25 protein-coding genes are annotated in these 25734 nt (G+C 68.3%); 11 read left to right on the top strand and 14 right to left on the bottom strand.

The window, feature by feature from the left end; translation table 11 throughout:
• Window positions 1-17 precede the first annotated feature (17 nt).
• Window positions 18-1964 (top strand): alpha/beta hydrolase family protein, encoded by a 1947-nt coding sequence (locus ACTJIL_RS02185; protein ID WP_440753959.1) that lies wholly within the window; start codon window positions 18-20, stop codon window positions 1962-1964.
• A 12-nt stretch (window positions 1965-1976) separates the two neighbouring features.
• Here the strand turns inward: ACTJIL_RS02185 and hutG are convergent, their stop codons facing one another.
• The 4 genes from hutG to ACTJIL_RS02165 all read right to left on the bottom strand — a co-directional run bounded on the left by hutG (window position 1977) and on the right by ACTJIL_RS02165 (window position 6086).
• Window positions 1977-2759, bottom strand: a complete 783-nt coding sequence (gene hutG / locus ACTJIL_RS02180) for an N-formylglutamate deformylase (protein WP_440753958.1) — start codon at window positions 2757-2759, stop codon at window positions 1977-1979.
• Window positions 2760-2931: 172 nt separating this feature from the next.
• Window positions 2932-4293: a glutathione-disulfide reductase gene (gene gorA / locus ACTJIL_RS02175; protein WP_440753957.1), complete on the bottom strand. Its 1362-nt coding sequence runs from the start codon at window positions 4291-4293 to the stop codon at window positions 2932-2934.
• Window positions 4290-5540, bottom strand: coding sequence for an NAD(P)/FAD-dependent oxidoreductase (locus ACTJIL_RS02170; RefSeq protein WP_440753956.1), 1251 nt, complete (start codon window positions 5538-5540; stop codon window positions 4290-4292). The genes gorA and ACTJIL_RS02170 overlap by 4 nt, the downstream gene beginning before the upstream one ends.
• A gap of 66 nt (window positions 5541-5606) precedes the next feature.
• Window positions 5607-6086 carry an FKBP-type peptidyl-prolyl cis-trans isomerase gene (locus ACTJIL_RS02165; RefSeq protein WP_440755818.1) on the bottom strand — a complete coding sequence of 160 codons (480 nt, stop codon included), beginning with the start codon at window positions 6084-6086 and terminating at the stop codon, window positions 5607-5609.
• A gap of 89 nt (window positions 6087-6175) precedes the next feature.
• On the opposite strand from ACTJIL_RS02165, the gene ACTJIL_RS02160 reads away from it, so the two are divergent.
• Together ACTJIL_RS02160 and ACTJIL_RS02155 are read left to right on the top strand one after the other, a co-directional pair.
• Window positions 6176-6751, top strand: a complete 576-nt coding sequence (locus ACTJIL_RS02160; protein WP_440753955.1) for a C40 family peptidase — start codon at window positions 6176-6178, stop codon at window positions 6749-6751.
• A 321-nt stretch (window positions 6752-7072) separates the two neighbouring features.
• Window positions 7073-7528, top strand: coding sequence for a C40 family peptidase (locus ACTJIL_RS02155; RefSeq protein ID WP_440753954.1), 456 nt, complete (start codon window positions 7073-7075; stop codon window positions 7526-7528).
• Window positions 7529-7595: 67 nt separating this feature from the next.
• Here ACTJIL_RS02155 and ACTJIL_RS02150 read toward each other — a convergent pair whose 3' ends face one another.
• On the bottom strand, window positions 7596-8081 hold the full coding sequence (locus ACTJIL_RS02150; protein WP_440753953.1) for an acyl-CoA thioesterase: 486 nt from the start codon (window positions 8079-8081) through the stop codon (window positions 7596-7598).
• A 151-nt stretch (window positions 8082-8232) separates the two neighbouring features.
• On the opposite strand from ACTJIL_RS02150, the gene ACTJIL_RS02145 reads away from it, so the two are divergent.
• Window positions 8233-8640 (top strand): hypothetical protein, encoded by a 408-nt coding sequence (locus tag ACTJIL_RS02145; RefSeq protein WP_440753952.1) that lies wholly within the window; start codon window positions 8233-8235, stop codon window positions 8638-8640.
• Between the two features lie 198 nt (window positions 8641-8838).
• Here ACTJIL_RS02145 and ACTJIL_RS02140 read toward each other — a convergent pair whose 3' ends face one another.
• Window positions 8839-10251 carry a M16 family metallopeptidase gene (locus tag ACTJIL_RS02140; protein ID WP_440753951.1) on the bottom strand — a complete coding sequence of 471 codons (1413 nt, stop codon included), beginning with the start codon at window positions 10249-10251 and terminating at the stop codon, window positions 8839-8841.
• 12 nt (window positions 10252-10263) lie between these two features.
• Window positions 10264-11661: a M16 family metallopeptidase gene (locus tag ACTJIL_RS02135; RefSeq protein WP_440753950.1), complete on the bottom strand. Its 1398-nt coding sequence runs from the start codon at window positions 11659-11661 to the stop codon at window positions 10264-10266.
• 189 nt (window positions 11662-11850) lie between these two features.
• Here ACTJIL_RS02135 and bla point away from each other — a divergent pair, with 189 nt between their 5' ends.
• The gene (gene bla / locus ACTJIL_RS02130) at window positions 11851-12717 is read left to right on the top strand and encodes a subclass B3 metallo-beta-lactamase (RefSeq protein ID WP_440753949.1); all 867 of its coding nucleotides are present in this window, start codon (window positions 11851-11853) and stop codon (window positions 12715-12717) included.
• Window positions 12717-13205: an NUDIX hydrolase gene (locus tag ACTJIL_RS02125; protein WP_440753948.1), complete on the top strand. Its 489-nt coding sequence runs from the start codon at window positions 12717-12719 to the stop codon at window positions 13203-13205. Before bla ends, ACTJIL_RS02125 begins: the two co-directional genes overlap by 1 nt.
• A gap of 100 nt (window positions 13206-13305) precedes the next feature.
• Here the strand turns inward: ACTJIL_RS02125 and ACTJIL_RS02120 are convergent, their stop codons facing one another.
• Together ACTJIL_RS02120 and ACTJIL_RS02115 are read right to left on the bottom strand one after the other, a co-directional pair.
• Entirely contained in the window at window positions 13306-13737 is a 432-nt protein-coding gene (locus ACTJIL_RS02120; RefSeq protein ID WP_440753947.1) for a GNAT family N-acetyltransferase, read from the bottom strand.
• Window positions 13734-15056 carry a dicarboxylate/amino acid:cation symporter gene (locus ACTJIL_RS02115; RefSeq protein ID WP_440753946.1) on the bottom strand — a complete coding sequence of 441 codons (1323 nt, stop codon included), beginning with the start codon at window positions 15054-15056 and terminating at the stop codon, window positions 13734-13736. Before ACTJIL_RS02115 ends, ACTJIL_RS02120 begins: the two co-directional genes overlap by 4 nt.
• A 165-nt stretch (window positions 15057-15221) precedes the next feature.
• On the opposite strand from ACTJIL_RS02115, the gene ACTJIL_RS02110 reads away from it, so the two are divergent.
• Together ACTJIL_RS02110 and ACTJIL_RS02105 are read left to right on the top strand one after the other, a co-directional pair.
• Window positions 15222-16922, top strand: a complete 1701-nt coding sequence (locus ACTJIL_RS02110) for an alkaline phosphatase (protein ID WP_440753945.1) — start codon at window positions 15222-15224, stop codon at window positions 16920-16922.
• Window positions 16923-17106: 184 nt separating this feature from the next.
• Window positions 17107-17892, top strand: coding sequence for a 3-hydroxybutyrate dehydrogenase (locus tag ACTJIL_RS02105; RefSeq protein WP_440753944.1), 786 nt, complete (start codon window positions 17107-17109; stop codon window positions 17890-17892).
• 139 nt (window positions 17893-18031) lie between these two features.
• Here the strand turns inward: ACTJIL_RS02105 and ACTJIL_RS02100 are convergent, their stop codons facing one another.
• Window positions 18032-18484, bottom strand: coding sequence for a CopD family protein (locus tag ACTJIL_RS02100; RefSeq protein ID WP_440753943.1), 453 nt, complete (start codon window positions 18482-18484; stop codon window positions 18032-18034).
• Window positions 18485-18550: 66 nt separating this feature from the next.
• On the opposite strand from ACTJIL_RS02100, the gene ygiD reads away from it, so the two are divergent.
• Together ygiD and ACTJIL_RS02090 are read left to right on the top strand one after the other, a co-directional pair.
• Window positions 18551-19330: a 4,5-DOPA dioxygenase extradiol gene (ygiD, locus tag ACTJIL_RS02095; RefSeq protein WP_440753942.1), complete on the top strand. Its 780-nt coding sequence runs from the start codon at window positions 18551-18553 to the stop codon at window positions 19328-19330.
• Between the two features lie 96 nt (window positions 19331-19426).
• A complete protein-coding gene (locus ACTJIL_RS02090) occupies window positions 19427-20017 on the top strand; it encodes a class I SAM-dependent DNA methyltransferase (protein WP_440753941.1) in 591 nt (196 codons plus the stop codon).
• A gap of 52 nt (window positions 20018-20069) precedes the next feature.
• Here ACTJIL_RS02090 and ACTJIL_RS02085 read toward each other — a convergent pair whose 3' ends face one another.
• Window positions 20070-20438, bottom strand: coding sequence for a TfoX/Sxy family protein (locus ACTJIL_RS02085; protein ID WP_440753940.1), 369 nt, complete (start codon window positions 20436-20438; stop codon window positions 20070-20072).
• A gap of 82 nt (window positions 20439-20520) precedes the next feature.
• Here ACTJIL_RS02085 and ACTJIL_RS02080 point away from each other — a divergent pair, with 82 nt between their 5' ends.
• On the top strand, window positions 20521-21837 hold the full coding sequence (locus ACTJIL_RS02080; protein WP_440753939.1) for a polyhydroxyalkanoate depolymerase: 1317 nt from the start codon (window positions 20521-20523) through the stop codon (window positions 21835-21837).
• Between the two features lie 213 nt (window positions 21838-22050).
• Here the strand turns inward: ACTJIL_RS02080 and ACTJIL_RS02075 are convergent, their stop codons facing one another.
• The 3 genes from ACTJIL_RS02075 to ACTJIL_RS02065 form a co-directional block, all read right to left on the bottom strand.
• Window positions 22051-24303 (bottom strand): CocE/NonD family hydrolase, encoded by a 2253-nt coding sequence (locus ACTJIL_RS02075; protein WP_440753938.1) that lies wholly within the window; start codon window positions 24301-24303, stop codon window positions 22051-22053.
• 65 nt (window positions 24304-24368) lie between these two features.
• Window positions 24369-25274, bottom strand: a complete 906-nt coding sequence (locus tag ACTJIL_RS02070) for a sensor domain-containing protein (protein ID WP_440753937.1) — start codon at window positions 25272-25274, stop codon at window positions 24369-24371.
• On the bottom strand, window positions 25271-25651 hold the full coding sequence (locus tag ACTJIL_RS02065; RefSeq protein ID WP_440753936.1) for a PadR family transcriptional regulator: 381 nt from the start codon (window positions 25649-25651) through the stop codon (window positions 25271-25273). The genes ACTJIL_RS02070 and ACTJIL_RS02065 overlap by 4 nt, the downstream gene beginning before the upstream one ends.
• Between the last annotated feature and the right edge of the window lie 83 nt (window positions 25652-25734).

Genomic DNA, 25734 nt, shown 5'->3' with positions numbered 1-25734 from the left:
CAATCAGGGGGAGAACGATGCACCGATCCGGATTCGCGCGCTGGAGCTGCGCGCTGCTGCTGGCCTGCGCGCTGCAAGTCGATGCACAGGTCCCCACGCCGATGGACTTCGCCAGGCACGCCGCGATCAGCGAAGTGTCGCTGTCGCCGGACGGCCGCTACGTCGCCCTGGCGGTGCCCAGCGGAGACGGGATGGAGACCGAGCTGAAGGTCCTGCGCATCGACGGCAGCGAGGCGCCGCACGTGCTCAGGTTCGGCAAGCAGCAGCACGTCGCCGACGTGTACTGGACCACCGATCGCCAACTGGTGCTGGCGCGCGCGAAGACCGAGCCGCTGCGCGCGGCGCCACTCAGCTATGGCCAGCTGTTCTCGTCCGACATCGCCGGCAAGCAGCAGAACGTGCTGTTCGGCTATTTCGCCGACGACGACGGCGGCCGCAGCGGCAGGCGCAAGGACCACGGCTATGCCGAGGTCGTCGACGTGCTCGACAACGAGCCGGGCAAGGTGCTGGTGTCGTTCCGTTGCTGGGACTGCGGCGAGGACCCCGACACCACCATTTTCAAGGTCGATACCCTGACCGGGTCGCGGCGCGAGATCGAACGGGCCAAGGGCAGTGTCCGCTTCGTGTTCGACAACGCCGGCGTGCCGCGGGTCAGGGTCGGCAGCGACGACAACGACATCCCGGTCGTCGCGTACCGCCCCACCCCCACCTCGCAGTGGCAACCGATGCCCAAGGCGATGGTTGGCTATTCGATCGGCGGCGGCCGCTTTGCGCCGGACAACGACACGCTGTACGCCGCGGTCTTCGACGATGGCGGACCGTCGCGGATGTACCGCCTGCAGCTGTCCACCGGCGAGCGCGAAAAGCTGGCCGGCAGCGGCGACGTGGGCATCGGCGGTTACGAATTCGGCGGCCGCAACGGAATACCGTTCGCGGTCGTCTACGACGCCGGCACGCCCGGCGTGGAATATCTCGACCCGGACTCCGAGTGGAGCGCGCTGCATGCGGGGTTGATGAAGGCCTTCCCCGGCGAGCTGGTTTCATTCGAGTCGTTCAGCCGCGACAACCGCAAGGTGCTGTTCTCCGCCCGCGCCGACCGCCAGCCGGTGAACTTCTACGTCTTCGACCGCGACACCCACAAGATGGTCCTGGTGGCCGAATCGCGGCCGTGGCTCAAGCCTGCACAGCTCGCGCCCTCGCGTGCCATCGAGTTCCAGTCCCGCGACGGCCGCAAGCTGTTCGGCTTCTATACCGCGAAGGACGACACCCCGCGGCCGCTGGTGGTGATTCCCCATGGCGGCCCGCATGGCGTGTACGACACCTGGGGCTACGACCCGGACGCGCAGTTCTTCGCCAGCCGCGGCTACGGCGTGCTGCAGGTGAACTTCCGTGGCTCGGCCGGGCGCGGCCACGAATTCGAACGCGCCGGCTATCGCGAATGGGGCGGCAAGGTGCAGGACGACATCAGCGACGGCGTGAAGTGGCTGGTCGACAACCACCTCGCCGATCCCGCCCGCATCTGCACGTTCGGCGCGAGCTTCGGCGGCTACGCGGCGATGATGCAGCCGATCCGCAACCCCGGCCTGTACCGCTGCGCGATCGGCTACGTCGGTGTCTACGACCTGGCCATCATGAAGAAGGAAGGCGACATCCCGGGCACGCGCTGGGGCCGCCGCTACCTCGACCGCGTGCTCGGCAGCGACGACGAAGCGCTGGCGGCGGCCTCGCCCGCGCGCAACGTCGACAAGGTCGGCGTCCCGGTGTTCCTCGCCCAGGGCAGGATCGACCGGCGGGTGCCGATGGATCAGTTCAAGGCGCTGACCAAGGCTTTCGCCGCGACCGGGGTGGAGATCGAGACCATGGTCGTGCCCGGCGAGGGCCACGGCTTCTACAAGCCGGAGAACCAGGCCGAACTGTACCGGCGGGCCGACGCCTTCATCTCCGCCAACACCAAGGCGGACTGAGCACCGGGCGGCTCAGTCCGCCTGCAGCGCGGCTTCCAGCAGCCGGCGGACCAGCGCCTGCGCGCGGCCGGCTTTCGCTTCGTCGTAGACGTACGAAGTCTCGTCCATGTAGACGCGCTGGCTGATCTCCAGCTGCACCGCATCGATGCCGTTGCCCGGGTCGCCATAGTGGCGGGTGATGTGGCCGCCCTTGAAGCGGCCGTTGGCGACGAAGTCGTAGTCGTCCTGCGCCGCCAACACCTGTTCCAGCCGCGCCTGTAGCGCCGGCGCGCAGCTGGTGCCGCCGGCGGTGCCGAGGTTGAGGTCGGGCAGGCGGCCGTCGAACAGGAACGGCAGCTCGCCGCGGATCGAATGGCCTTCCCACAGCACCGCGCGGCCGTGTTCGGCGCGGATCCGTGCGAGCTCGTCGCGCAGCGCCTCGTGGTAGGGACGCCAGTAGCGATCGACGCGCGCATGCACTTCGGCTTCGTCCGGTTCGCCACCCTTGAGGTACACAGGCTCGCCGGTGAACTGCACGACCGGGCACAGGCCGGTGGTGTTCTGGCCGGGGTACAGCGAGACGTCGTCCTCGGCGCGGTTGAGGTCGACCACGTAGCGCGAATGCAGCGGCACGATCATCGACGCGCCCATGCCACGCGCGAAGGCGTAGAGCTTGGCGATGTGCCAGTCGGTGTCGGGCACCCGGCGCGCCGATTCGCTCAGCCGCGAGGCGATGTCGGCCGGCAGGCGCGTGCCGTCGTGCGGCACGCTGACCAGCAGCGGCGCGGTGCCGCGATGCAGGGTGAAGATGTCCATGCGCGAATCGTAACCCGCTGGCGGCCGGGGCAGCCGCGGCAATCGCGCCATCGCCTGGGCCTGTCGCACCGCGCCACTCCGGGCGCTGTCGCCCGGATGCAAGGTTTCCCGGAACGACAACGACTCTGCGGAACGCCGTGGGAGCGGCCATGGCCGCTCCCACAACGGCGCCCTATCGCATCAGGACTACTTCCTCGGCGCTGGTCGGATGGATCGCGACGGTCTCGCGCAGGTCGTCCAGGGTGATGCCCTTCTTCAGCGCCACGGCGAAGCCCTGCAGGATCTCGTCCGCGCCCTCGCCGAGCAGGTGGATGCCCACCACTTGGCGCTGCGCGCCCACGCACACCAGCTTGAACAGGCTGCGCTGCGGTACGTCGGCCAGTGCGTGCAGCATGGCGCGGAAATCGGCGTGGTACTCGTGCACGTCGTCGCCATACAGCTCCCGCGCCTGCGCGGCGGTCAGGCCCACCGTCGCCAGCGGCGGATGCGCGAACACCACCGTCGGCACGTTGTCGTAGTCGAGCCTTGCGTCCGCCGCGCCGCCGAAGATGCGGTCCATCAGCCGGCGCGCGGCCGCGATCGCGACCGGGGTCAGCGCGATGCGGTCGGTGACGTCGCCGACGGCATGCACGCCCTCGGCCGCGGTGTCCTGCCAGGGATCGACGCACACATGGCCGGCGCCATCGGTGGTGACGCCGGCGGCTTCCAGGCCGAGGTCTTCGGTGTTGGGCTGCCGGCCGGTGGCGAACAGCACCGCGTCGAACGCGGCGACGTCACCGGACACACAGACGCGGCCGTCGCCGGCGCGCTCGAGTCCGCGGACATCGTGGCCCAGGTGCAGGGCGATGCCGGCCTGGTGGTAGTTTTCCTGCAGCCGTTCGACCAGTTCGACGTCGAAGCCCTGCAGCAGCCGCGGGCCGCGCACGAACAGCTCGACCTCGCTGCCCAGCGCCCGCAGCATCCCCGCCAGCTCCACGCCGATGTAGCCGCCGCCCACGATCGCCACGCGCGCGGGCGCCGCGGTGAAGTGGAAGAAGTCGTCCGACACCAGCCCGAGCTCGGCGCCGGGGATCGACGGGCGCCGCGGGCGGCCGCCGGTGGCGATCACCACGTGCGCAGCGCGCAGGCGCACGCCATCGGCGCATTCCACCGTGCGCGGATCCAGCAGGCGGCCGCGCGAGGCGACGGTGACGATGCCCGCCGCGTCCAGCCGCCGGCGATAGCTGGCATGGATGTTGGCGATGTAGCGCTGGCGGTGGGTGACGAACTCGCACCAGTCCAGCCTGGGCGCATCGACCTCGAAGCCGAGCTGCGCGGCCAGCTCGATGCGCTCGGCCACGTGCGCGGCCAGCCACATCGCCTTCTTGGGCACGCAGCCGACGTTGACGCAGGTGCCACCGAGTTCGGCCGGTTCGAGCAGGGCCACGCGCGCGCCGTGCTCGGCCGCGCGGAAGGCCGCGGCCAGGCCACCGGAGCCGCCGCCGATGACGACAAGGTCGAAGTCGAGTCCTGGCTTGCCGGCGCCGGTGCTCACGCGAACCGCTGCGGCGAGTAGGGAAGCGGGTCGATCCGCGGCGTGCGCGCACAGACCAGGTCGGCGACCAGCTGCGCGGTGCCGGTGCTCATGCTGACGCCGAGCATGCCGTGCCCGGTCGCCAGCCAGGCGTGGCGATGGCCGGGCGCGCGGCCGATGATCGGCAGGTCGTCGACGCAGATCGGCCGCCAGCCGAACCATTCCTCGCGCTTCACCGGTCCGACCGGCTCATGCAGGTATTCGCGCGCACCACGCTCCAGTGCATCCAGCCGGCGGCGGTTGAGGCTGGTGTCGTAACCGGAAAATTCCATCGTGCTGCCGAGGCGGTAGCCGCTGTCCCAGGTGGTGACGCAGACGCTGCGCTCGTACAGCACCACGGGCTGCTTCGGTGCCAGTGCAGGGCGGTCGTAGGTGATCGAATAGCCCTTGCCGGGCTGGATCGGCAGCTTCGACAGTCCCGCCGTCTTCGCCAGCAGCGGCGACCAGGCGCCGGTCGCGATCACGACATCGCGCCCATGGCGTTCGCCCTGCGAGGTGGCCACGCGCATGCCGTCGCCATCGTCGACCAGGCCCTTCACCTCGCAGTGTTCCTCGATGCTGCCGCCCGCCTCGCGCACCGCGCGCGCCAGTTCGGCGACGTAGCGGTCCGGCCGCAGCCGCGCATCGCCCGGGAAGCGCACCACGCCGACCACGCCGTCGCGCAGCGCGGGTTCATTGCGCAGGTAGGTGGCCCCATCGATGATCTCGCTGGCGATGCCCAGCTCGGCCAGCGGCGGCAGTTCGGCGGCCAGGTGGGCGAGCTCGCGTTCGGTCCGGAACACGTAATCCACGCCCTGTTCGGCGTATTCGCACTGCAGCCCATAGCGCTCCACCCACTGCGGCAGCTGCTCGCGTGATTCGCGCAGGATGCTGGCGCGCGCGACCATCGCCGCGCGCCAGTCGCGGGTGTTGCAGCGCGCGGCGAAGCGCAGCAGCCACTGCCATAGCGCCGGGTCGTAACGCGGCTTGACGTAGAACGGCGCGTCCGGCGTCAGCATCCAGTGCAGCGCCTTGACGATCTTGCCGGGTGCGGCCAGCGGCGCGGCGTGGCTGGGGGTGATGGTGCCGCAGTTGCCATGCGAACTGCCGCACCCCACGGTGTTGGCTTCCAGCACCCGCACGCGGCGCCCGGCGTCGAGCAGCGCCAGCGCGCTGGCCAGACCGATCACCCCGCCACCGACCACCAGCACATCATCGCGTTCGCTCATGGCGCAAGTGTATTCCGCCGCCGCGACGAACCGAAGCGTTCGGCGCGACCCGGCGACGGTGCCCGGTCAGTGCGCGTGGCCGCCGTCGCCGTGGACGTGGCCGTGCTCGATCTCTTCCTTGCTGGCCTCGCGCACGTCGACGATCTCGATGTCGAAATGCAGGTCCTTGCCGGCCATGGGGTGGTTGAGGTCGACGTCGACCACGCTCATGCCGACCTTCTGGATCGTCACCGCGCGCGGGCCGAAGTTGGTGTTGAGCACCACCTGCATGCCCGGCGCCAGCTTCTGTTCGTTGAAATGCTTCTTCGGCACCCGCTGGGTGAGGCCGTCGCGGCGCTCGCCGTAGGCCTCGGCCGCGGGCACGTCGACGCCGAAGCTGTCGCCGGCGACGTGGCCTTCGAGCGCCTTGTCCAGGCCCGGGATGATGTTGCCGTGGCCGGCGAGGATCGCCAGCGGGTCGCGCTCCTTCGAGGTTTCCAGCGGTTCCTGGCCCTGCTCGGACACGGTGTAGTGGAACTGGACGACGCGGTCTTTCTCGATCTTCATCGCTTCGGTGCTCATGGGCTCTCTTTTGCGGCAGGCGTGCGGACGCGCGACGCGCGGTCGCTTGTCAGTCGGAAGGGGATTCGGCCAAGATGTCGGCCGTGATGGAGACCGCGCATTATCCCGGCTCACCCGCCCGCGCGCCAACCTGGCGGCATCCGGGTGTGGCGCTGGCCACCCTGCTGGTGGTGCTGATCGCCGGCTGCAGCCACGACGAAGTCCGTCACGCGCGCCCGCAGGCGTCCGCCGTCACGTCCCAGGCCTGGTCGAAGAACCCGCCGGCCGACCCCGCCTCCGCCAACGCCGTGCTGATGCGGGCGATCAGCCTGGTCGGCACGCCCTACCGCTATGGCGGCAACACGCCCGATGGCGGCTTCGACTGCAGCGGCCTGGTCAACTACGTCTATCGGGACATGCTCGACCTCAAGCTGCCGCGCACTTCGCGCGACCTGGCCGCGTTCCAGGGGCCCCGCATCGCCCCGGGGCGCCTGACCGCCGCCGACCTGGTGTTCTTCGGCAGCGGCGGCAGCGTCACCCACGTCGGCATCTATGTCGGCGAAGGGCGCTTCGTGCACGCCCCGAGCTCCGGCGGAACGGTGCGCCTGGACCGCCTCGACGGCCCTTATTGGCGCGACCACTACAGCGGCGCCAAACGGGTTCTACATTAAAAATGTGATGAAAGTCCTATTCGCTTTCACGCAACTCTAATGAAATTTGAACAACCCCATGCGGTCGCTGGGGCACCATCACGCGCTGCAGACAACCGTGAATGACGCCGAGTGACGACGAAAGATCCAGCCCCAAGCCGTAATCGAGTCGTCCGCCGCTCCATCCCGGCGTTCTCCGTTCTCCTCCCGCTCCTTGCCCTCCTGGGCACCGGTTCCGCGTTTGCCGCGACCGGCCTGGCCGCCGATTCGGCCGACCAGCTGCATGTCAGCACCCCACTCAGCGAAACCGCCGCCGCGCCGGTCCTGGCCGAGCAGCGCAACATGTTGTTCGCCAACGACGTCAACAAGCTGATCGATGCCGGCACCACAAGCCCGGTCGGCATCCCGGCCGACGCCGATGGCCGCGTCCAGACCCTGCTCAAGCGCGCGCTGGCCCTGCTCGGCACGCCGTACCGCTGGGGCGGCAGTTCTACCGAAGGCTTCGACTGCAGCGGCCTGGTCGGCTACGTGTTCCGCAGCGCGCTGGGCATCGAGCTGCCGCGGGTCTCGCGGCAGATGGCGACCAGCGGCGAGAAGGTCAATCGCGACGCCCTGAGCGCCGGCGACCTGGTGTTCTTCAGCCGCCGCGGCAAGCGCGTCGACCATGTCGGCATCTACGTGGGCAACGGCCGCTTCGTCCACGCCCCGCGCACCGGCAAGGACGTGATGGTGTCCAGCCTCACCGACGGCTACTGGAGCCGCAAGTTCACGCAGGCCCGGCGCGTCACCGGCAGCTGATCGGGTCGCACACCAGGGAACAAGGACTGGAGGCCGCGCAAGCGGCCTTCGTCGTTTGCAGCAGGCGTCAGGCCGGCGCGCGGTAGCGGGCCACCGTCTGCTCGATGCCCTTGCTCAGGTCCATCACCTTGGTGGCGTACTCGGACAGCCGCCGGTCGTCGTCGGTCTGCGGCACCCAGGGTGGCACGGGTACGGGCTTGCCCTCGACGTCGTCGAGAGCGACGAACACGATCACGCAGTGCGTGCACAGGCGCTCGTCGCCGCCCATCGGGTCGCGCGCATGCACGTCGACGGAAAAATGCATCGACGTGGTGCCGGTGTAGACCAGCTTGGCCGACACCGTGACCAGATCTCTGATCCGGACCGGGGCCACGAAGCGGATGCCGCCGACCGCCACGGTAACGCTGTAGCGCCCGCTCCAGCCCACGGCGGCGGCATAGCCGACCTGGTCGATCCACTTCATCACCACCCCGCCATGGACCTTGCCGCCGTAGTTGACGTCGGTGGGTTCGGCGAGGAACCGGAATTCGAGTTCGCGCTGCTGTCCGCTCATGCCTGCTCCGTTTCGCGTCGGCGTCCACGGGGAACGGCCATGCCGGCATTGTGCACGGCGACGCTGCGATGGTCACAAAAGCGGGAGGGACGGCTTGCGGTGCCGCGACTGCGCCGCCATGCTGGCGCGACATCAACACAAGGAGGTCGTGATGGTCCGCACCACCCTGGGCATCGCATCCGGCGCGATCGCCGCCGCACTGGTACTCGCCGGCAGCGGCTATGCCGCGCTGGCGTTGCATCCGCTGCCCGCCGGGAACGCGATGCGCTCGCTGCGCGACGCCGCGGCCTGGCTCGAAAATGCACCTCCCGGCGCCATGGCCTGCATCGTGGCCGGCTTCGGCCTGGCGGCGCTGCTCGGCGCCTGGTGCGCGGCGCTGGTCGCACGGCCCCACCGCGGCGGCGCGGCGCTGGCGATCGGCGCACCGATCACGGTCCTGGTGATCATCGCCGCGGCGCTGGTCCCGCAGCCGGACTGGATGCCGGTCACGGCGATGCTGTTGCCGATCCCGCTCGCACTGTGCGCTTGGCGGCTGGCGATTCCGCGCGCCGAGCTCTGAAGGGCAGCACCCGCGGGAGCGGCTTCGGCCGCGGGCTCTTTGCCCTGTTTTCCCGCGAAGGCCGGGAGGGGGCCAAGGTTCGCGATTTCGGAAACGAAACCCATCCCCACCCAACCCTCCCCTTGAAGGGGAGGGCTATTGGCACTCCTTGAAGCGGAGGGCTATTGGCACCCCCTGAAGGGGAGGGCTATTTGCGGGCTACTTCTCCCGCACCTCGAACTCGCCGTAGGGCTTGAGCTGCTCGGCGACCGCCTTGTCGTCACCGACCACCACGATCGACTGGTCCTTCGGGTCGTAGTACTTCTTCGCCATCGCCTGCACCTGCGCGGCATCGACCGCGCGGATCTTCGGCACGAACTGGCCCAGATACTCCGGCGGCAGCCCGACCAGCCAGTTGCCGGCCAGCATCGACGCAACCGCGCCCTGCATCTGGTTGGAGATCAGGTAGCCGCCGGCGACGTAGCGCTTGGTGTCGTCGAGTTCGCGCGCCGGCACCGGCTCACTGCCCAGGCGCTCGTATTCGCCGATGAACTCCTTCAACGACGCGCCGGTGACCTCGTTGCGCACGTCGGCGCTGGCGGTGATCCGCCCACCCTCGCGCAGCGCGCTCACGCTCGACCGTGCGCCGTAGGTGTAGCCCTTGTCCTCTCGCAGGTTCTGCATCAGGCGGCTGCTGAAGCCGCCGCCGACCACGGCGTTGGCCAGCTGCAGCGGGATGTAGTCCGCATCGGTGGCGGCGATCGCCGGCCGCCCCAGCCGCACCGCGGACTGCACGCTGCCCGGGCGCTGCACCAGCACGAACTTCGGCGTGGTGCTGGCCGCTGCGGCCGGTGTTTCGGCCATAGGTTCGCCGGCGTTCTTCCAGTCGCCGAACGCGGCCTGCGCCAGTTCGAACGCGTGCGCCGGTTCGATCTTGCCTGTCACCACCAGCAACGCATGATCCGGGCGGAAGCGCGCCGCGTGGGCGCTGCGGAACTGCGTCGGCGTGGCCGCCTTGATCGCTTCCTCGGTCGGCTGGGTATGGCCGTAGGGATGGTCGCCGTAGACCGCCTGCGCCAGCGCGCGCTCGGCCTTGAACCCGGGCTGCGCTTCGGCCGCCATCAGGCCCTGCAGCGCGTTGGCCTGCGCAAGCTTGACCTCGCTGTCTGGAAACGCGGGCGAGCGCGACACCTCGGCCAGCAACTGCAGCATGCCCTCGGCGTTCGAGGCCAGCGCGTTGCCGTAGACGGTGATGCCATCGCTGCTGGCCTGCGCGCCCAGGCTGCCGCCGTAACCCTGCGCGGCCTCGGCAATCGCCTTCGAATCATGCTGTGCGGTGCCCTCGGCAAGCAGGCCGGCGAGCATCGCCGCGAAGCCGGGAGCGTCGTCGGCCGCATAGCCGGCGCCGCGAACCGCCAGCACGTAATCCACGCGCGGCACGCCGTCGCGCGGCAATACCCACACTTCCAGGCCGTTGGCCAGGGTCTTCTTCTCGATCTGCGGCACCGGCAGCGGCTTGTCGGCGCCATAGGCCGGCAGGTCCTTCGGCATCACCACGTCCTTGGCCAGCGCGGTGGTCGGCAGCAGCGCGCAGACGGCGGCGGCCAGCAGGGTCTTGTGGATGAGGTTCATGTCCGTGCCTCCTCAGTTCTTCGCCGCGGGCGCCGCGGCAGGCTGCGCTTGCAGCATGGCGGCGGGCTTGCGGTCGATGACGGTGCGGTTGTCCCGGGTCAGGTAGGTCTTCGCGACGCGCTGGATGTCGCCGGACGTGACGCCCGCGATCCAGCCGGGGATTTCGTTGGCGACGTTGGCGTCGCCCCACAGCGTCTGCAGCTTGGCCAGGGTGTCGGCGCGCGAGAGGAACATCTCCATCCCGTCGTACCAGTCGGCCAGCATCTGCGTCTTGACCCGCTGCAGGGTGGCGTCGTCGACGCCTTCGGTCGCGACCTTCGCGATCTCCTCGTCGATCGCCTTGAGCACGGCGTCGGCGTCGGTGGTGGGCTTGTACAGCGCGAACACGGTGAACAGCGTCGGGCCGTCGTATTCCCATTCGCTGGTCAGGCCGTACAGGGAGTCGACGTTGAGTGCCAGTTCGCGGCCCTTCACCAGCCCCTGGTACAGCCGCGACGCATCGCCGTTGGCCAGCAGCGCGCCGAGCACCGCCATCGGCGCCTGGTCCTTGCTGCCGCGGTCTGGCATCTTCCAGGCCGCCGCGATCGCCGGCACCTGCGCCAGCGCGTCGGACTGCTGCACGCGCTTCTCGGCGGTGTTCAGGCCCTCGCGGTAATCCGGGGCCGGTGGCGTCTTGCGCGCCGGGATGTCGCCAAAATACTTCTCCGCCAGCGCGAATGCCTGTTCCGGCGTGACGTCGCCGGCAATACCGAGCACTGCGTTGTTGGGGCCGTAATAGTCGCGGTGGAACGCAGCCACGTCTTCCAGGCTCGCGGTTTCCAGATCCTCGAAACTGCCGTAGCCGTCGTGGTTGTTCTCCCACTTCTGGAAGGCCTGCTGGCCGATGTCGATCCACATGAAGCCACCGTAGGGCTGGTTCTTCACGTTGACCCGGATCTCTTCCTTCACCACGTCCTGCTGGTTCTTCAGCGTGACCGGGTTGAAGTCGAGGGTCTTCATGCGATCGGCCTCGAGCCACAAGATCGGCTCGAGCGCGGACACCGGGGCGGTCTCGATGTAGTTGGTGAAGTCGGCGCGCGTGGAGCCGTTGTTGCGGCCGCCGCCGCCGGTGATGACGCGGTCGAACACGCCTTCCTTCGCGTTCGGCGTGCCTTCGAACATCAGGTGCTCGAACAGGTGCGCGAAGCCGGTGCGGTCGCGCGGTTCCAGGCGCATGCCGACGTGGTAGACCACGCTCACGCCTACCACCGGCGCGCTGTGGTCTTCGGACACGACCACGGTCAGGCCGTTGTCGAGGGTTTTGGTGGCGATCGGCAGCTCCCACGCATCGGGATTGGTCGTCTCGGCCGCCTGGGCCGTGGATGCGAGCAGCAGGCCGGACAGCAGCAACATCAGGTGTCGCGTGCGCACGGAATTCTCCTTGTCCCCGATTGAAGGCGCCAAGGTACCGCCCACGGCCCGCGGCCAGACGGGCCAGAAGTCATGGGCGCCGGCTTCGCCGCAGTGCGCATGTGGGAAGCGGAAGCGACAAAGGGCGCCCGCACTGGCCGCACGGCGATCGATCGCCGAAACTGTCACGCCCCCCGCGGCCCGCATCCCATGAATCGCCTCCGACTCTTCTTCCTGGCCAGCCTGTTCCTGTCCGCAGGCCATGCAATCGCCGCCGAGCCCGTCCTGCCCCAGCTGCAGGCCTACGAAGTCCGGGAAGCGTGGCGCCAGCCCGTCGCACCGCAACAGGTCGCCGACCACACCTGGCGCATCGGCACCGAAGGCATCAACGCGCTGCTGGTGAAGACCGACGCCGGCGCGGTGCTGATCGATGGCGGCATGCCGCAGGCCGCCGGCATGCTGCTGGCGCACATGCGTGCGCTGGGCGTGCAGCCCGGCGATCTCAAGCTGATCGTGCACAGCCATGCCCACGGCGACCACGCCGGCCCGCTCGCGGCGATCCGGCGTGCCACCGGCGCGGCACTCGTCAGCAATGCCGAATCCGCCGTGTTGCTCGCCCACGGCGGCAGCAACGACATCCATTTCGGCGACGACATCCTCTACCCGGCGGTGCAGGCCGACCGCATCGTCCGCGATGGCGAGACCGTCGAACTGGGCGGGATGCGCCTGACCGTGCATTCCACCCCGGGACACACCCCCGGCAGCATGAGCTGGACCTGGACCGACACCCGCGACGGCAAGCCGCTGCGCATCGCCTATGTCGACAGCCTCACCGCGCCGGGCTACCAGCTGCTCGACAACCCGCGCTATCCGCGCATCGTCGACGACTATCGCCACAGCTTCGACGTCGTCCGCGCCCTGCCCTGCGACCTGCTGCTGACCCCGCACGCCGACGCCAGCGGCCGCGACCAGGCCGGCGCCGGCAATGCCGGGCCGCTGACCTGCCGCGAATACGCCGACAAGGCCGCACGCGCCCTCGACGAACAGATCGCGAAGCAGCGCAAGGGCGACGACTGATGCCGTACACGCCGATCGTCGCCACTCTCGGCTACGTGCTGTCGCCCGACGGCAAACAAGTGCTGATGCTCCACCGCAACACGCGCGACGACGACCACCACCTGGGCAAGTACAACGGCCTGGGCGGCAAGATCGAACCCGACGAGGACGTGCTCGCCGGCATGCGCCGGGAGATCGCCGAGGAGGCCGGCATCGAATGCACCGCGCTGTCGCTGCGCGGCACGATCAGCTGGCCCGGCTTCGGCAAGCACGGCGAGGACTGGCTGGGCTTCGTGTTCGTGGTCACCGCCTTCACCGGCACGCCTCTGGAACGCAACCCGGAAGGCACGCTGGAATGGGTTGCGATCGACCGCCTGCACGAGCTGCCGATGTGGGAAGGCGACCGCGAATTCCTGCCGCTGGTGTTCGACGACGACCCGCGCCCGTTCCACGGCGTGATGCCGTATCGCGACGGGCGCATGCAGTCATGGCGCTACTCGCGCGCCTAAGCGCTGGAACAGCCTCTGTGGGAGCGGCCATGGCCGCGATTGTCCTGTGCAGGAATCACCGCGGCCATGGCCGCTCCCACACAGGCAACTCGATATCGGCTCAACGCTCGCCGCGGACGGTGTAGTCCATCCCCACCGACACCGGCCCGGTCTCGACAAAGCCATATTGCGCATAGAGACGCTTGGCCTCGCCGTCCGCGAACAGCGACACGCTCGACGACACCGGCGCGTTCTCGCGCAGCCATGCATCGAGGGCCGACATGATGCGCTTTCCGAGGCCGCGCTTCTGGTGCGCGGGCTCGACCGCGATGTCGACCACGGTGAAGAAGCAGCCACCGTCGCCGATGATCCGACCCATCCCGACCACCCTGTCCGCATGCAGCACGCTGACGCCGAAGAGCGTGTTCGGCAGCCCGCGCGCCGCGGCTTCGGCGGAGCGCGGCGACAGCCCCGTCGCCACGCGCAGGCGGCGGTAGTCGTCGGTGCCGGGAAACCGCTCCTGCAGCACGTATCCGCCGTCGGCCGCGGTCACGGCCTGATCCTGTCAATTTCCCGGTCCATTTCCCCGTCCGTGTCCACTCCGCTCTCCTCGCCCGCCGCGATGCCGAGGTTGGTCGACGCCGCTTCATAGACATCGCGGTCCAGCAGCCCGGTTTCCTTGGCCACCAGCACCGGCACCAGTATCTGCCCGGTGACGTTGGTCATCGTGCGCATCATGTCGAGCACGCGATCGATGGCCACCAGGTAGCCGATCCCCTCCAGCGGCAGGCCGGCGGCGCTCAGCACCAGCGTGACCATGACGATGGCGGTGCCCGGGACGCCGGCGGTGCCGAAGCTGCCGAGCACCGAGGCCAGCAGGATGATGAAGTACTGCGAAGCGCTGAGGTCCAGCCCGAAGTACTGCGCCACGAACACCGCCGTCAGCGCCGGATAGATCGCGCCGCAGCCGTCCATCTTGATGCTGGCGCCCAGCGGCACCGCGAACGCGGCGTAGTCCTTGTCGACCCCGAGGTTGTGGGTGGCGCTGCGCAGGCTCGCCGGCAGCGCGGCGAAGCTCGACGAGGCGGCGAAGGCCACCTGCATCGCCGGCGCCGCGCCGCGGAAGAACTTCCACGGGTTCAGCCCGTGCGCCAGCAGCAGGCCGCCGTACACGAACACGATGTGCAGCGCGCAGGCCAGGTACAGCGCGCCGACGAAGCTCAGCAGCGGCAGCAGCTTCTCGAAGCCGTAGGCGCCGACCAGCGCGGCGATCAGGCCGAACGTCCCCAGCGGGGTGAACTCGAGCACGAAGCGGGTGACCTGGATCATCGCCTCGCTGCCCTCGCCCAGCAGCGCCCGCAGGCGCGTGGTCTTCTCGCCCAGCTTCACCAGCGCGAAGCCGAGCAGCGCGGCGAAGAAGATCACCTGCAGGATCTTGCCTTCCGACAGCGCCTTGAACGGATTGGCCGGCACCACGTCGAGCAGCACCTGCACCGGTCCGGGGACCTGCTTCACCACGTAGTCCGGGGCCACGACTAACCCGCTGATGCCGGTGCCCGGCTGCAGCACCGCACCAACTCCGAGGCCGATGCACACCGCCAGCGCCGCGGTCACGGCGAACCACGCGAAGGTGCGCCCGCCGAGCGCCGCCACGGACTTCTGCCCGTGCAGGCTGGAGATCGCGGTGGCCACGGCGAAGAACACCAGCGGCGTGGCAATCATCCGGATCAGGGTGACGTAGACATCGCCCAGCGGCTTGAACCACGTGGCCGCCGCCGGTCCCAGCCACCAGCCGGCGAGCGCGCCGAGCACGAAACCGGCGGCGACGCGCTGCCAGAACGGAATCCTGAACCAGGCCGAGATCAACTTCATCAGCGATGCGCGCGTGCGAATGGACGAGCGCCGCACGATAGCGCAGGCGCGCCGCGGTGACGGTGTCGCTGGCGCGACACAGCGTCCGCCTTGCGTCCACGTGTCGCCGCCCTGCCATGGGTCGGACGGCATAATGCCCCGATCGCCCCCTACTGGAGCCCCTGAATGCGCGTGCTGCCGATCACCTGTCTCGCCACCCTGCTCGCCGCATGCACCGGCAACGTGCGCGAAGCCACGCCCGCTGCTGCCGCCAGCCATGCGGCAATCGCCATCGACGTGCCGGCCGTCGCCCATCCGCAGGGCGAGACCGCGGACTGGTGGTACCGCAGCGGCGCAGCGCGCGCGGCGGCGAACGGCGCGATGAGCGGGCGGGCGAAGAACGTGATCGTGTTCCTCGGCGACGGCATGAGCCTGACCACGGTCGCCGCCGCGCGCATCCTCGACGGCCAGCGCAAGGGTCAGCCCGGCGAAGAGAACGCGCTGTCGTGGGAAACCTTCCCCGCCACCGCATTGAGCAAGACCTACAACACCGACGCGCAGACGCCGGATTCGGCCGGCACCATGAGCGCGATCACCACCGGCGTGAAGACCTTCATGGGTTCGATCGCGGTGGGCCCGGCCTCGCACAGTGACGACTGCGCCGGCAGCCTGCGCAACCACAACCTCACCTGGCTCGAGCTGGCGCAGAGCGCCGGCATGGCCACCGGCATCGTCAGCACCGCGCGCCTGACCCACGCCACCCCGGCGGCCACCTACGCGCACGTGCCGACGCGCGGCTGGGAGAACGACAGCGACCTGCCGGCCGACGCCGTGCAGCAGGGTTGCCACGACATCGCGCGGCAGCTGGTCGAAACACCCTTCGGCGGCCCGGTGGTTGCGCTCGGCGGCGGACGCGCCGAGTTCACGCCGACGACCGCCGCCGATCCGGCCGAAGCCGGCAAGCACGGCAAGCGCGAGGACGGCCGCGACCTGGTCGCCGAATGGCGCGCAGCGCATCCGCAGGGCGCCTATGTCTGGAACACGCAGCAACTGCGCGATGCCGCCGATGCGCCGCGCCTGCTGGGCCTGTTCGGCCGCGACCACATGAGCTTCGACCACGACCGCGACACCTCGCCCCGGGGCGAACCGGACCTGGCCGAGATGACGCGCGCCGCGATCCACACCCTGTCTCGCGACCCGGACGGCTATGTGCTGATGGTCGAGGGCGCGCGCATCGACATGGCCAACCACTACGGCAACGCCTTCCGCGCGCTCGACGACACCATTGCGATGTCGCGCGCGGTGCAGGCCGCCGTGGATGCGACCTCCGCCGACGACACCCTGATCATCGTCACCGCCGACCATTCGCATGCGCTCAACTTCGTCGGCTATCCGGTGCGCGGCAACCCGATCCTGGGCAAGGTGCGCGGCAAGAGCAGCTTCGACGGCGCGCCTGGAAAACTGGCGAAGGACGGCACCGGTCTGCCCTACACCACGCTGGGCTACGCCAACGGCCCCGGCTATACCGGCGCCAGCGATTCGCAGCCGGCCGGCAGCAAGCATTTCCCGCACATGGGCAAGGGCTACAAGCCGGCGAACGGGCGCCCCGACCTGACCCAGGTCGACACCACCAACCCGGACTACCTGCAGGAAGCCGCCGTGCCGCTGTCCAGCGAAAGCCACGGCGGCGAGGACGTCGGCATCTGGGCGCGCGGCCCGGGCAGCGCCGCGGTGCGCGGCACGGTCGAGCAGAACGTCATCTACCACCTCATCGTGCAGGCCACGCCGAAGCTGCGCGAACGCCTGTGCGCCGCCGACACCTGCAGCGACGACGGCGTGCCGGTGGAACTGCCGGCGATCGGCGCCTTCGTGCCGGCGGCGCATTGACCGGAAGGACGATGGCATCCGGTCGCGGCGGCGCGATAGGCTGGGCTTCAAGGCGTTCCGACACTTGATCGTCATTCCCGCGTGACCAGGCATTCGTCTGCTGAAGGCCGCGGGAATGACGAAATTGCCCGGCGGCATCCGCGAGCCCGTCTCTTCCCAACGAACAACCCCGCAGGACCAGCCCATGAAGCCACTCGACAACAAGGTCTGCCTCGTCACCGGCGCCGCCAGCGGCCTGGGCAAGCGCATCGCCGAGGTCTATGCGGCCAACGGCGGCAAGGTCGTGGTCGCCGACCTGAAGCTAGACGCCGCCGATGCCGTCGCGGCATCGATCCGCGATTCCGGCGGCGACGCGTTCGCGGTGGCGATGGACGTGAGCGACGAGCCGCAGGTGGTCGACGGGGTTGCGAAGGCGATCGCCCATTACGGCCGCGTCGACGTGCTGGTCTCCAATGCCGGCATCCAGATCATCAACGCCGTCACCGAGCTGAGCTTCGCCGACTGGAAGAAGATGCTCGCGATCCACCTCGACGGCGCCTTCCTCACCACCCGCGAGTGCATGAAGGACATGCAGTCGCGCGGCCAGGGCGGCGCGATCATCTACATGGGCTCGGTGCATTCGCACCTGGCCTCGAAGCTCAAGGCACCTTACGTCACCGCCAAGCACGGCCTGCTCGGCCTGTGCCGCGCCGTGGCGAAGGAAGGCGGCGAGCACGGCATCCGCGCCAACGTGATCTGTCCCGGCTTCGTGCGCACGCCGCTGGTGGAAAAGCAGATCCCGGAACAAGCGAAGGAACTGGGGATCAGCGAGGACGAGGTGGTGAAGAATGTGATGCTCAAGGACACCGTGGACGGCGAATTCACCACCGTCGACGACGTCGCCAACGTCGCGCTGACGCTGGCCGCATTCGAGACCAATGCGCTGACCGGGCAAAGCCTGGTGGTCAGCCATGGCTGGTACATGCAGTAAGAAGCCGTGATGGGCGGAATCAACGCCTTCCGTCTTTTGTAGGAGCGGCTTCAGCCGCGAGCTTCTGGATCCGCCGGCTACCCACCAAAAAACTCGCGGCTGAAGCCGCTCCTACCAATCACGAATCACCAATCGCCGCTCAGAACGGCTTGGCGAGCACCAGGTACACCACCGCCACCAGCAGCAGCACCGGCACCTCGTTGAACCAGCGCAGCGTCTTCGACGACGGCAATGACCTGCCCTTGTCGAGCCCCTTGAGCCAGCGCCCTGCGAAGCTGAAATACGCCAGCAGCAGCGCCACCAGCGCCAGCTTGGCGTGCAGCCAACCCGTGCCGGCGCCGACCATCGTCGGAAAGTCCGGGAAGACCCGGTAGCCGAGCCACAGCACCAGCCCCAGCACGAACGCGAGGCCGAACATCATGTGGCCGAAGCGGTACAGCCGCCGCCCCATCAGCATCAGCCGCGCACGCACCGCCGGTTCGTCGCCGGCCTCGGCGAGGTTGACCAGGATCCGCGGCAGGTAGAACAGCGCCGCCATCCACGCGATCACGAACACGAGATGGCCGGTCTTGACCCACAGATAGGCTTGCATGCTGGCTGACACCATGTGGCTTGGACTCGCGCTAGGATCGCACGGTTGCCGTCCGCGGAGCACGCCATGTCCACCCTGCCCATGCCGGTGCTGTTCCTCGGCCACGGCTCGCCGATGAACGCGATCGACGACAACGCGTGGTCGCGCAGCTGGCGTGAGCTCGGCCAGCGCCTTCGCAGGCCTCGCGCCATCCTGTGCATCTCGGCGCACTGGGAAACCGCCGGGCCAAAACTCACGGGGAATGCGAAGCCCGACACCATCCACGACTTCTACGGATTCCCGCAGGCCCTATTCGACGTCCAGTACCGCGCGCCCGGCGACCATGCGCTGGCCCAGCGCGTGGTCGAACTGCTGGGCGACGACGCAGGCGCACGCATCGACCCGCAGCGCGGCCTCGATCACGGCGCCTGGAGCGTGCTGCTGCCGATGTATCCCGACGCCGACGTGCCGGTGGTGCAACTGGGCATCGACACGCGCCGGCCGGGCGCCTGGCACTACGCACTGGCACAGCGACTGGCCCCGCTGCGCGACGAGGGCGTGCTGATCCTCGCCAGCGGCGACATCGTGCACAACCTGCGCCTGTTCGACTACCACGCCACCACCGCGCCGGAGTGGGCGATGCGCTTCCGCGACACCGTCAACACCCACATCCGCGAAGGCCGACACGCCGCACTCGCCGACTGGCCGTCGCTCGACGACGCCGCGCTGGCGATCCCCACGCCCGAACACTACATCCCGCTGCTGTACGCCCTGGCCAACGGCCGCAACGGCGATGCGCTGGAGTTCTTCAACGACGACGTGCGCAGCTCCTTGTCGATGACCTCGCTGCTGATCGGGTCTCCGTAGGAGCGCCCCAAGGGCGCGGTCGCCTTCTTCGGGCAAGCCGATCGCGCCCATGGGGCGCTCCTACAAAAGCGGTCGCGAAGGCGCCATCATTGCGCCATGAGCAAGCAATACGACGCGGATTATTTCCAGCGCTGGTACCGCGACGGCGGCATCGGCGGCAGGCAGCGCCTGGCGCGCAAGGTGGCGCTGGCCGTGGCCACCGCCGAATACCATCTCGAACGCCCGCTGCGCAGCGTGCTCGACATCGGCTGCGGCGAGGGCGCGTGGCGTGCGCCACTGCTGAAGCTTCGGCCGAAGGCGCAGTACCTCGGCTTCGACAGCAGCGAATACGCGATCACCCGCTATGGCCGCAGCCGCAACCTGCACTTGGCGCGCTTCGCCGACTTCGCACAGTTGCGCCCCTGCGCGCCGGTGGACCTGCTGGTGTGCAGCGACGTGCTGCACTACCTGCGGGCACGCGAACTCGATCGCGGCCTGCCCGGCCTGGCCGAACTGTGCGGCGGCATCGCATTCCTCGAGACGTTCGCCCGCGAGGACCAGGCCGAGGGCGACGAGCACGAGTTCAAGCAGCGGTCGGCGGCGTTCTATCGCAAGCGCTTCGAGGCCGCCGGCTTCCGCCAGCTCGGTTCGCACTGCTGGCTCTCGCCCACGCTGGCCGACGCCGCCACGGCGCTCGAGGCCGGGTAACCAGCATTCCGGTTCCAGGACGTGGGTTCCGGCCCTGAATGACCGGGACGACTCAGCCCCGCCTGTCCTCGCCGCTGCGCGCTTTTCTCGCCACCGGTTTGCGCCGCGCCGCGGCCAATGCAAGCTGCGCCCACGGCCGCAGCGCCTCCGACGAATCGAGCGCCGCCTCCGGCAGCGACCAGTAGCTGGTTTCCACCGTCCGCCCCCTGCTCTCGAACACGAACGGCGCCGAGCCCGCCGCCGCGAAGTCCGCTCGCGTCAGCGCGTCCGTCTTCGCATAGGCCACGCCGCGGGCGAACAGCACCACGATCTCGCCGTCCAGGTACACGCCCCATCCGCCGAACATCCTGCGCGCGGTCGCCGCGCCCAGCGGCGCCAGAAGCTCTAGCAGATGGTCGATGGCGGGGTCGCGAACGGCCATGCGGGGCTCCAAGGCTGCGTGTTCAGTTCCATCATCACCGATCCGTTATGCTGCGCCGCAGCACCCGCAACCTGGCGATCCCATGCTGCTTTACCAGATGCACGAACTCGGCCGCGCGTGGATGGCGCCCATGACTTACTGGGCCGAGGCCAACGCCCGCATGTTCTCGGCTCGCGAGAGCTGGCTGTCGGCGGTGCCTGGCGCCGCGCGCATCGCCGCCGGCAACGAGCTGCTGTACCGCATCGGCAAGGACTACGAGAAGCCGGCCTTCGGCATCCACGCCGTCGAGGTCTCCGGCTTCGATGTGCCGGTGATCGAGAAGGTGGTCGCCGAGAAACCGTTCTGCCGGCTGCTGCGCTTCAAGCGCTACACCGACGACGTCGCCAACATCAAGGACATGAAGTCCGACCCCACCGTGCTGGTGGTCGCGCCGCTGTCGGGCCACCACGCCACTCTGCTGCGCGACACCGTGCGTACCCTGCTGCCCGACCACAAGGTCTACGTCACCGACTGGGTCGACGCGCGCATGGTGCCGAAGGAATCGGGCACGTTCTCGCTCGACGACTACGTGGGCTACATCGAGGACTTCATCCGCGAGATCGGCGCCGACGACCTGCACGTGATCAGCGTCTGCCAGCCGACCGTGCCGGTGCTGGCCGCGGTCTCGCTGATGGCCGCACGCGGCGAGAAGACCCCGCGCTCGCTGGTGATGATGGGCGGCCCGATCGACACCCGCGAATCGCCCACCGCGGTCAACAACCTCGCCACGCAGAAGCCGCTGTGGTGGTTCGAAACCAACGTCATCCACACCGTGCCGGCGAACTATCCGGGCAGCGGCCGCCGCGTTTACCCGGGCTTCCTGCAACACGCCGGCTTCATGGCGATGAACCCGGAGCGCCACTTCGAATCGCACTGGGATTTCTACCAGGACCTGCTGAAGGGCGACATGGAAGACGCCGCCGCGCACCGCCGCTTCTACGACGAATACAACGCCGTGCTCGACATGCCAGCGCGCTACTACCTCGATACCGTGCGCATCGTGTTCCAGGAGCACCTGCTGCCGCGCGGGCTGTGGGACGTAGGCGGGGAACGCGTGGACCCGGCCGCGATCCGCGACACCGCGCTGATGACCATCGAGGGCGAGCTCGACGACATTTCCGGCGAAGGCCAGACCCGCGCCGCGCACAAGCTGTGCACCGGCGTAGCCGAGCGCGATCGCGAGCACCTGACGGTGAAGGGCGCCGGCCACTATGGCATCTTCAGCGGCCGCCGCTGGCGCGAGCAGGTGTATCCGCAGGTGCGGGATTTCATCACCGCACACGCGGCTTCCGGCGCGAAACCGGCGACAGGGAAGCGTCCGCCGAAGGTCGCAGGGAAAGCCCCCAAAGCCAGGCGCTGACGGCCGGCACGCTGTCTTGCGAGTTGGTGACACCTACCGTCAGATCATCATTCCCTTCCCCGGGAAATTTCTGAACAAATCCTTGGTTCGTCATTTCGGTGAAAGCCGGGATCCGTTCTCTTCAAGGACTTGCAGGCAGCATGGATCCTGATTTCCGCCGGGATGGTGGGGCTGGCCGCTGCGCGGCTGCGACCCGCCCAGACGAGACCGAGGTCAGTCAGGCTTTTCCACCGACAGCGGGATGCGCAGGTAGCTGTCCGTTCGCCATTCGATATCCAGTGGGATCGCCGCGTCGGCGATCGATTCGTCGCTGACGTCCCTGCCGGTACCGTAGTTGACCTGGTGCATCGGATCCTTGACTACGTCCAGCACCGCCAGCAGGCGACTGCCCTTCTCCAGCCTGCGACTCACCATCCGCGTTCGCTCGAACGGAATCGACGTCCACTCGCCCGGCTCGAGCAGAACGCGCGTCCCCATGTCGCGGGCGAAACTAGCGCGGCCCAGATAGTACGAAAGCTGCATCACGCGGCCGTCGGCCATCATCTCGTACAGGACGACTGTGAAATCGAAGTCACGCTTGTTGATACGCGCCTTCAGTTCGCCCGAGAACGTTCCGCTGATCGTGACGGGGTGATCGAACGGCGCACTGATGAAGGACAGCCCGCTTTCGACCGGCAATGAATCGCGGACGATGGGGTCCGGATAGTAGCCATGGCTGTAGGTCTTGCGGTCCGCGAAGTCGACCTGTTGCGCGAGCATGGCGATGCTGGCCGGCTTCTCCTTCGAAAGCAGACGATGCCCGCCAGTGAGTGCGTCGGACAGATAAAAATCGATCGAGCCGCCGCCGGCGGCCGCCAGCGAGGGCGCATGCTGCCATTCGTTCGCCCCCATCACTTCGTAGTTCACGCGATCCTTCAGCAATTCAGGCCTTGCACCGCCGCGCATCACGTAATCCAGCCACTGGAAAGTGACATCCACCGTATCGAACTGCGCGACCGGGTCGATCCCGTAGCCATTCAGGACCGGGGATTTAAATGGGGCCTGGGCACCGAAATGGTCGTACGGCCCGATCAGCAGGTAATGTTCCGCGTCCGGCCTGTAGCGGTAATGTTCCTTGAAATAGTGCAATGCGGAAATCTGGCCGTCGTCGTAGTAGCCGGTGATCGACAGCACCGGGATGTCGATCCGCGAGAAGTCCTCCTTGTACGGCACCATCGCCTGCCAATAGGCATCGTAGGCGGGATGAAGCAGCCAGCGCTGCAGCAGTGGATTCGGCGTGCCATCCACCCGATCGATTTCGCGGTATGGCCGGCCGCTCTTGAACCACTTTTCATCCAGTGCGTTCCAGCGTTCGCGCTGCGAGTAAGTGTCGTTGTCGAGAAACCGGTTGTTCGCAACGAAGAATGCCCAGCCGTAATTGGCGCTGAGGAAAACGTTGTTCTCCATCGGCAGCCCCTGCCCTGGAATGGCCGCGACATAGGGAACGATCGTCTTCAATGCAGGATGGCCACGCTTCGCCGCGGCCCATGCGGCGAAGCCCGAATAGCTCCCGCCGTACATGCCAACCTCTCCGTTGCTCCACGGTTGCCGGCTGGCCCAATCGACCGCGGCATTCGCGTCGTCGGCCTCGTGCTCGTACGGCATGATCCGATCCGTGCTCAGCCGCTTTCCGCGCGCATCAACGACCACGCCCACGTAGCCGCGTGCAGCGGCCTGCATGGCCTGTTGCAGATGCTGTCTGAGATCCGTGTAAATGGTGAAAAGCAACGCTACAGGCTTTCGCTCCGGCTGCTTTCGCGTACGCACAACCACCGCGGACAGCGTCGCGCCCTGCGCCGTCGTGAAGACACGGTTCTCTTCGACGACATAGCGTGCCTGCTCATCTTCCGCGATCAGCGCCGGGCCAAGCCGCGTCGCCGCTTCATAGACCTCGACGAACGCGTGCTGACGAGCCAATTCGAGCGCATCCGGCAAAGAAACGGACCTGCTGCCCGCGTGCTCCTTCAACACCCCGTCGAGATCCGCACGGGCACGATCCAGGTCAGCCATGAACCAGTACTGCGCACGATTGGCCGCCATGTCGTCGGTGTTGCCGAAGCGTTCTCGGAAGGCCCGTCCATAGGCGGCATCGAATGGAACTCCGCTGCCGGACTCGATCGCCCTCGCCTGCGCATACACCAGATATGGCGTCCAGCGGTCCGCTCGCCGTACGTCGCCGGCATCGACCAACTCACGCACGATGGCATGGATCGTCGCCGCAGCATCGGCATGACGCCCGGCGGCGATCTGCAGGTGGGCGAAACTGCCATCGGGAAATTCCGCACCACCCGATTTGCGGGCTGCGATCACCTTGCCGAAAAGTCCGGCGATGGCCACTTCCGGCGTTGCTCCACCATCCCCCCGTGGAAGCTCGAACTGTTGCGCCGATGCGGTCGCCGACCAGATCAGGAGCACCACGGTCAACATGCATGTTTTCATCAGGCACCTCCGGAATGGCTCGCCAGGGACAAAAAGGGCGATCTCTGGAGAGGTCAGGCGTACTGCGCCGACTTCACCAGCAGGTGCTTGGCGAACGTCCCGTGCAGCCTGCCGATGCCGCGCGCCAGGTGCAGGGTCGCGAACAGCAATGCCACGCCCGCAACGGTCAGCAGCGGCAACATCCAGGGCGCCTGGGCCGGTACGTCGATACCGAAGATCCACAGGCTGAAGTGCACGCCCGGAAGCAGCGCCAGCGGCGCGAGTATCAGCGACAGCGACACGGCCGCCAGGCTTACCGCGAGCGTGAAGTACAGGATCCCCAACGGCAGCATCGCCAGGAAGTACAGCACCGTGCTCCAGGTGCGCGGATCCAGGAACATGTCCTTGATCCGCTCCAGCAGCGGCCTGCCGCGATTGCCGTAGAGCGGCCGGCGCGGCATGCGCTCGCCCAGCATCACCTCGACGATGCGGCCTTCGAGCAGCGACAGCATCCGGATCGAGCCCAGGAACAGGATCAGGAACGGAATTCCGATGATCAGTGCGGCAAATCCCGCCGAAAGCGAAACGCCGGCCACCACCCACACGAAATAGAACAGCCCGGTAGCCAGGCTCAGCACCATGTAGAACAGCGCGGCATAGGCGCGCGGGTCGGCGGCGACGCCGAAGAAGCGGCCGGCCAGTGACTTGCGCGGGCGCGGCGGCGGCGCGCGCAACGCCGTCTGCACCTTGACCTCGGTGTCGCGGTAGATGTCGGCGACCTCCTCCGGCGCGCCATAGCTGGACGCGACGGCGGCGATCACTTCGGCTTCCGACTTGTCCAGGTTTTCCGCGAGTTCCGAGCGCAGGTATTCCTCGGCGTCGTAGAGCGCGTCCTGCATCAGCGCCGGGTCGGCGTCGGCGAGGGCCTGGCGCAACTGCGCGAGATAGTCGGGGATGTTGGTCGGCAGTGCGGTGGTCATGGCATCAGGCCCTTGAGGACGGCATCGACGGAATCGCGGGTGGCGCGCCAGGCGGCGCTCCATTCGTACAGGGTGGCGCGGCCTGCGGCGGTGAGCTGGTAGTAGCGCCGCGGCGGCCCGGACATCGACGGTTCGACGTGGCTGTCCAGCAACCCGGCCGCGCCCAGGTTGCGCAGCACCGGATACAGCGCGCTCTGCTTGCCGCTGAGCACCCCGTCGCCGAAGCGCTCCAGCCGCTTGGCGATCTGGTAGCCGTACATCGGCTCGCTGGCCGCACCCAGCACCGCCAGCAACGCCAGCGACACGGTGCCGGCGCTGAGCTCCTTCTGGAACTTGCGCAGCTGCTGTTCGGTGATGGCCGGGTCGAAGTCGCCCATGGCGGCGCTCTTGCTGGGTTGGAGACAATGCTATTGCGAAGTTCGCTATAGCGAATGTGCCGCTAGTCATGCCGGCCCCGGCG

The organism is Luteimonas sp. 22616 (genome assembly GCF_052044325.1).
In the GTDB taxonomy this organism is placed as follows: Bacteria; Pseudomonadota; Gammaproteobacteria; order Xanthomonadales; family Xanthomonadaceae; genus Luteimonas.
This window is presented reverse-complemented; position numbering and strand designations above follow the sequence as displayed.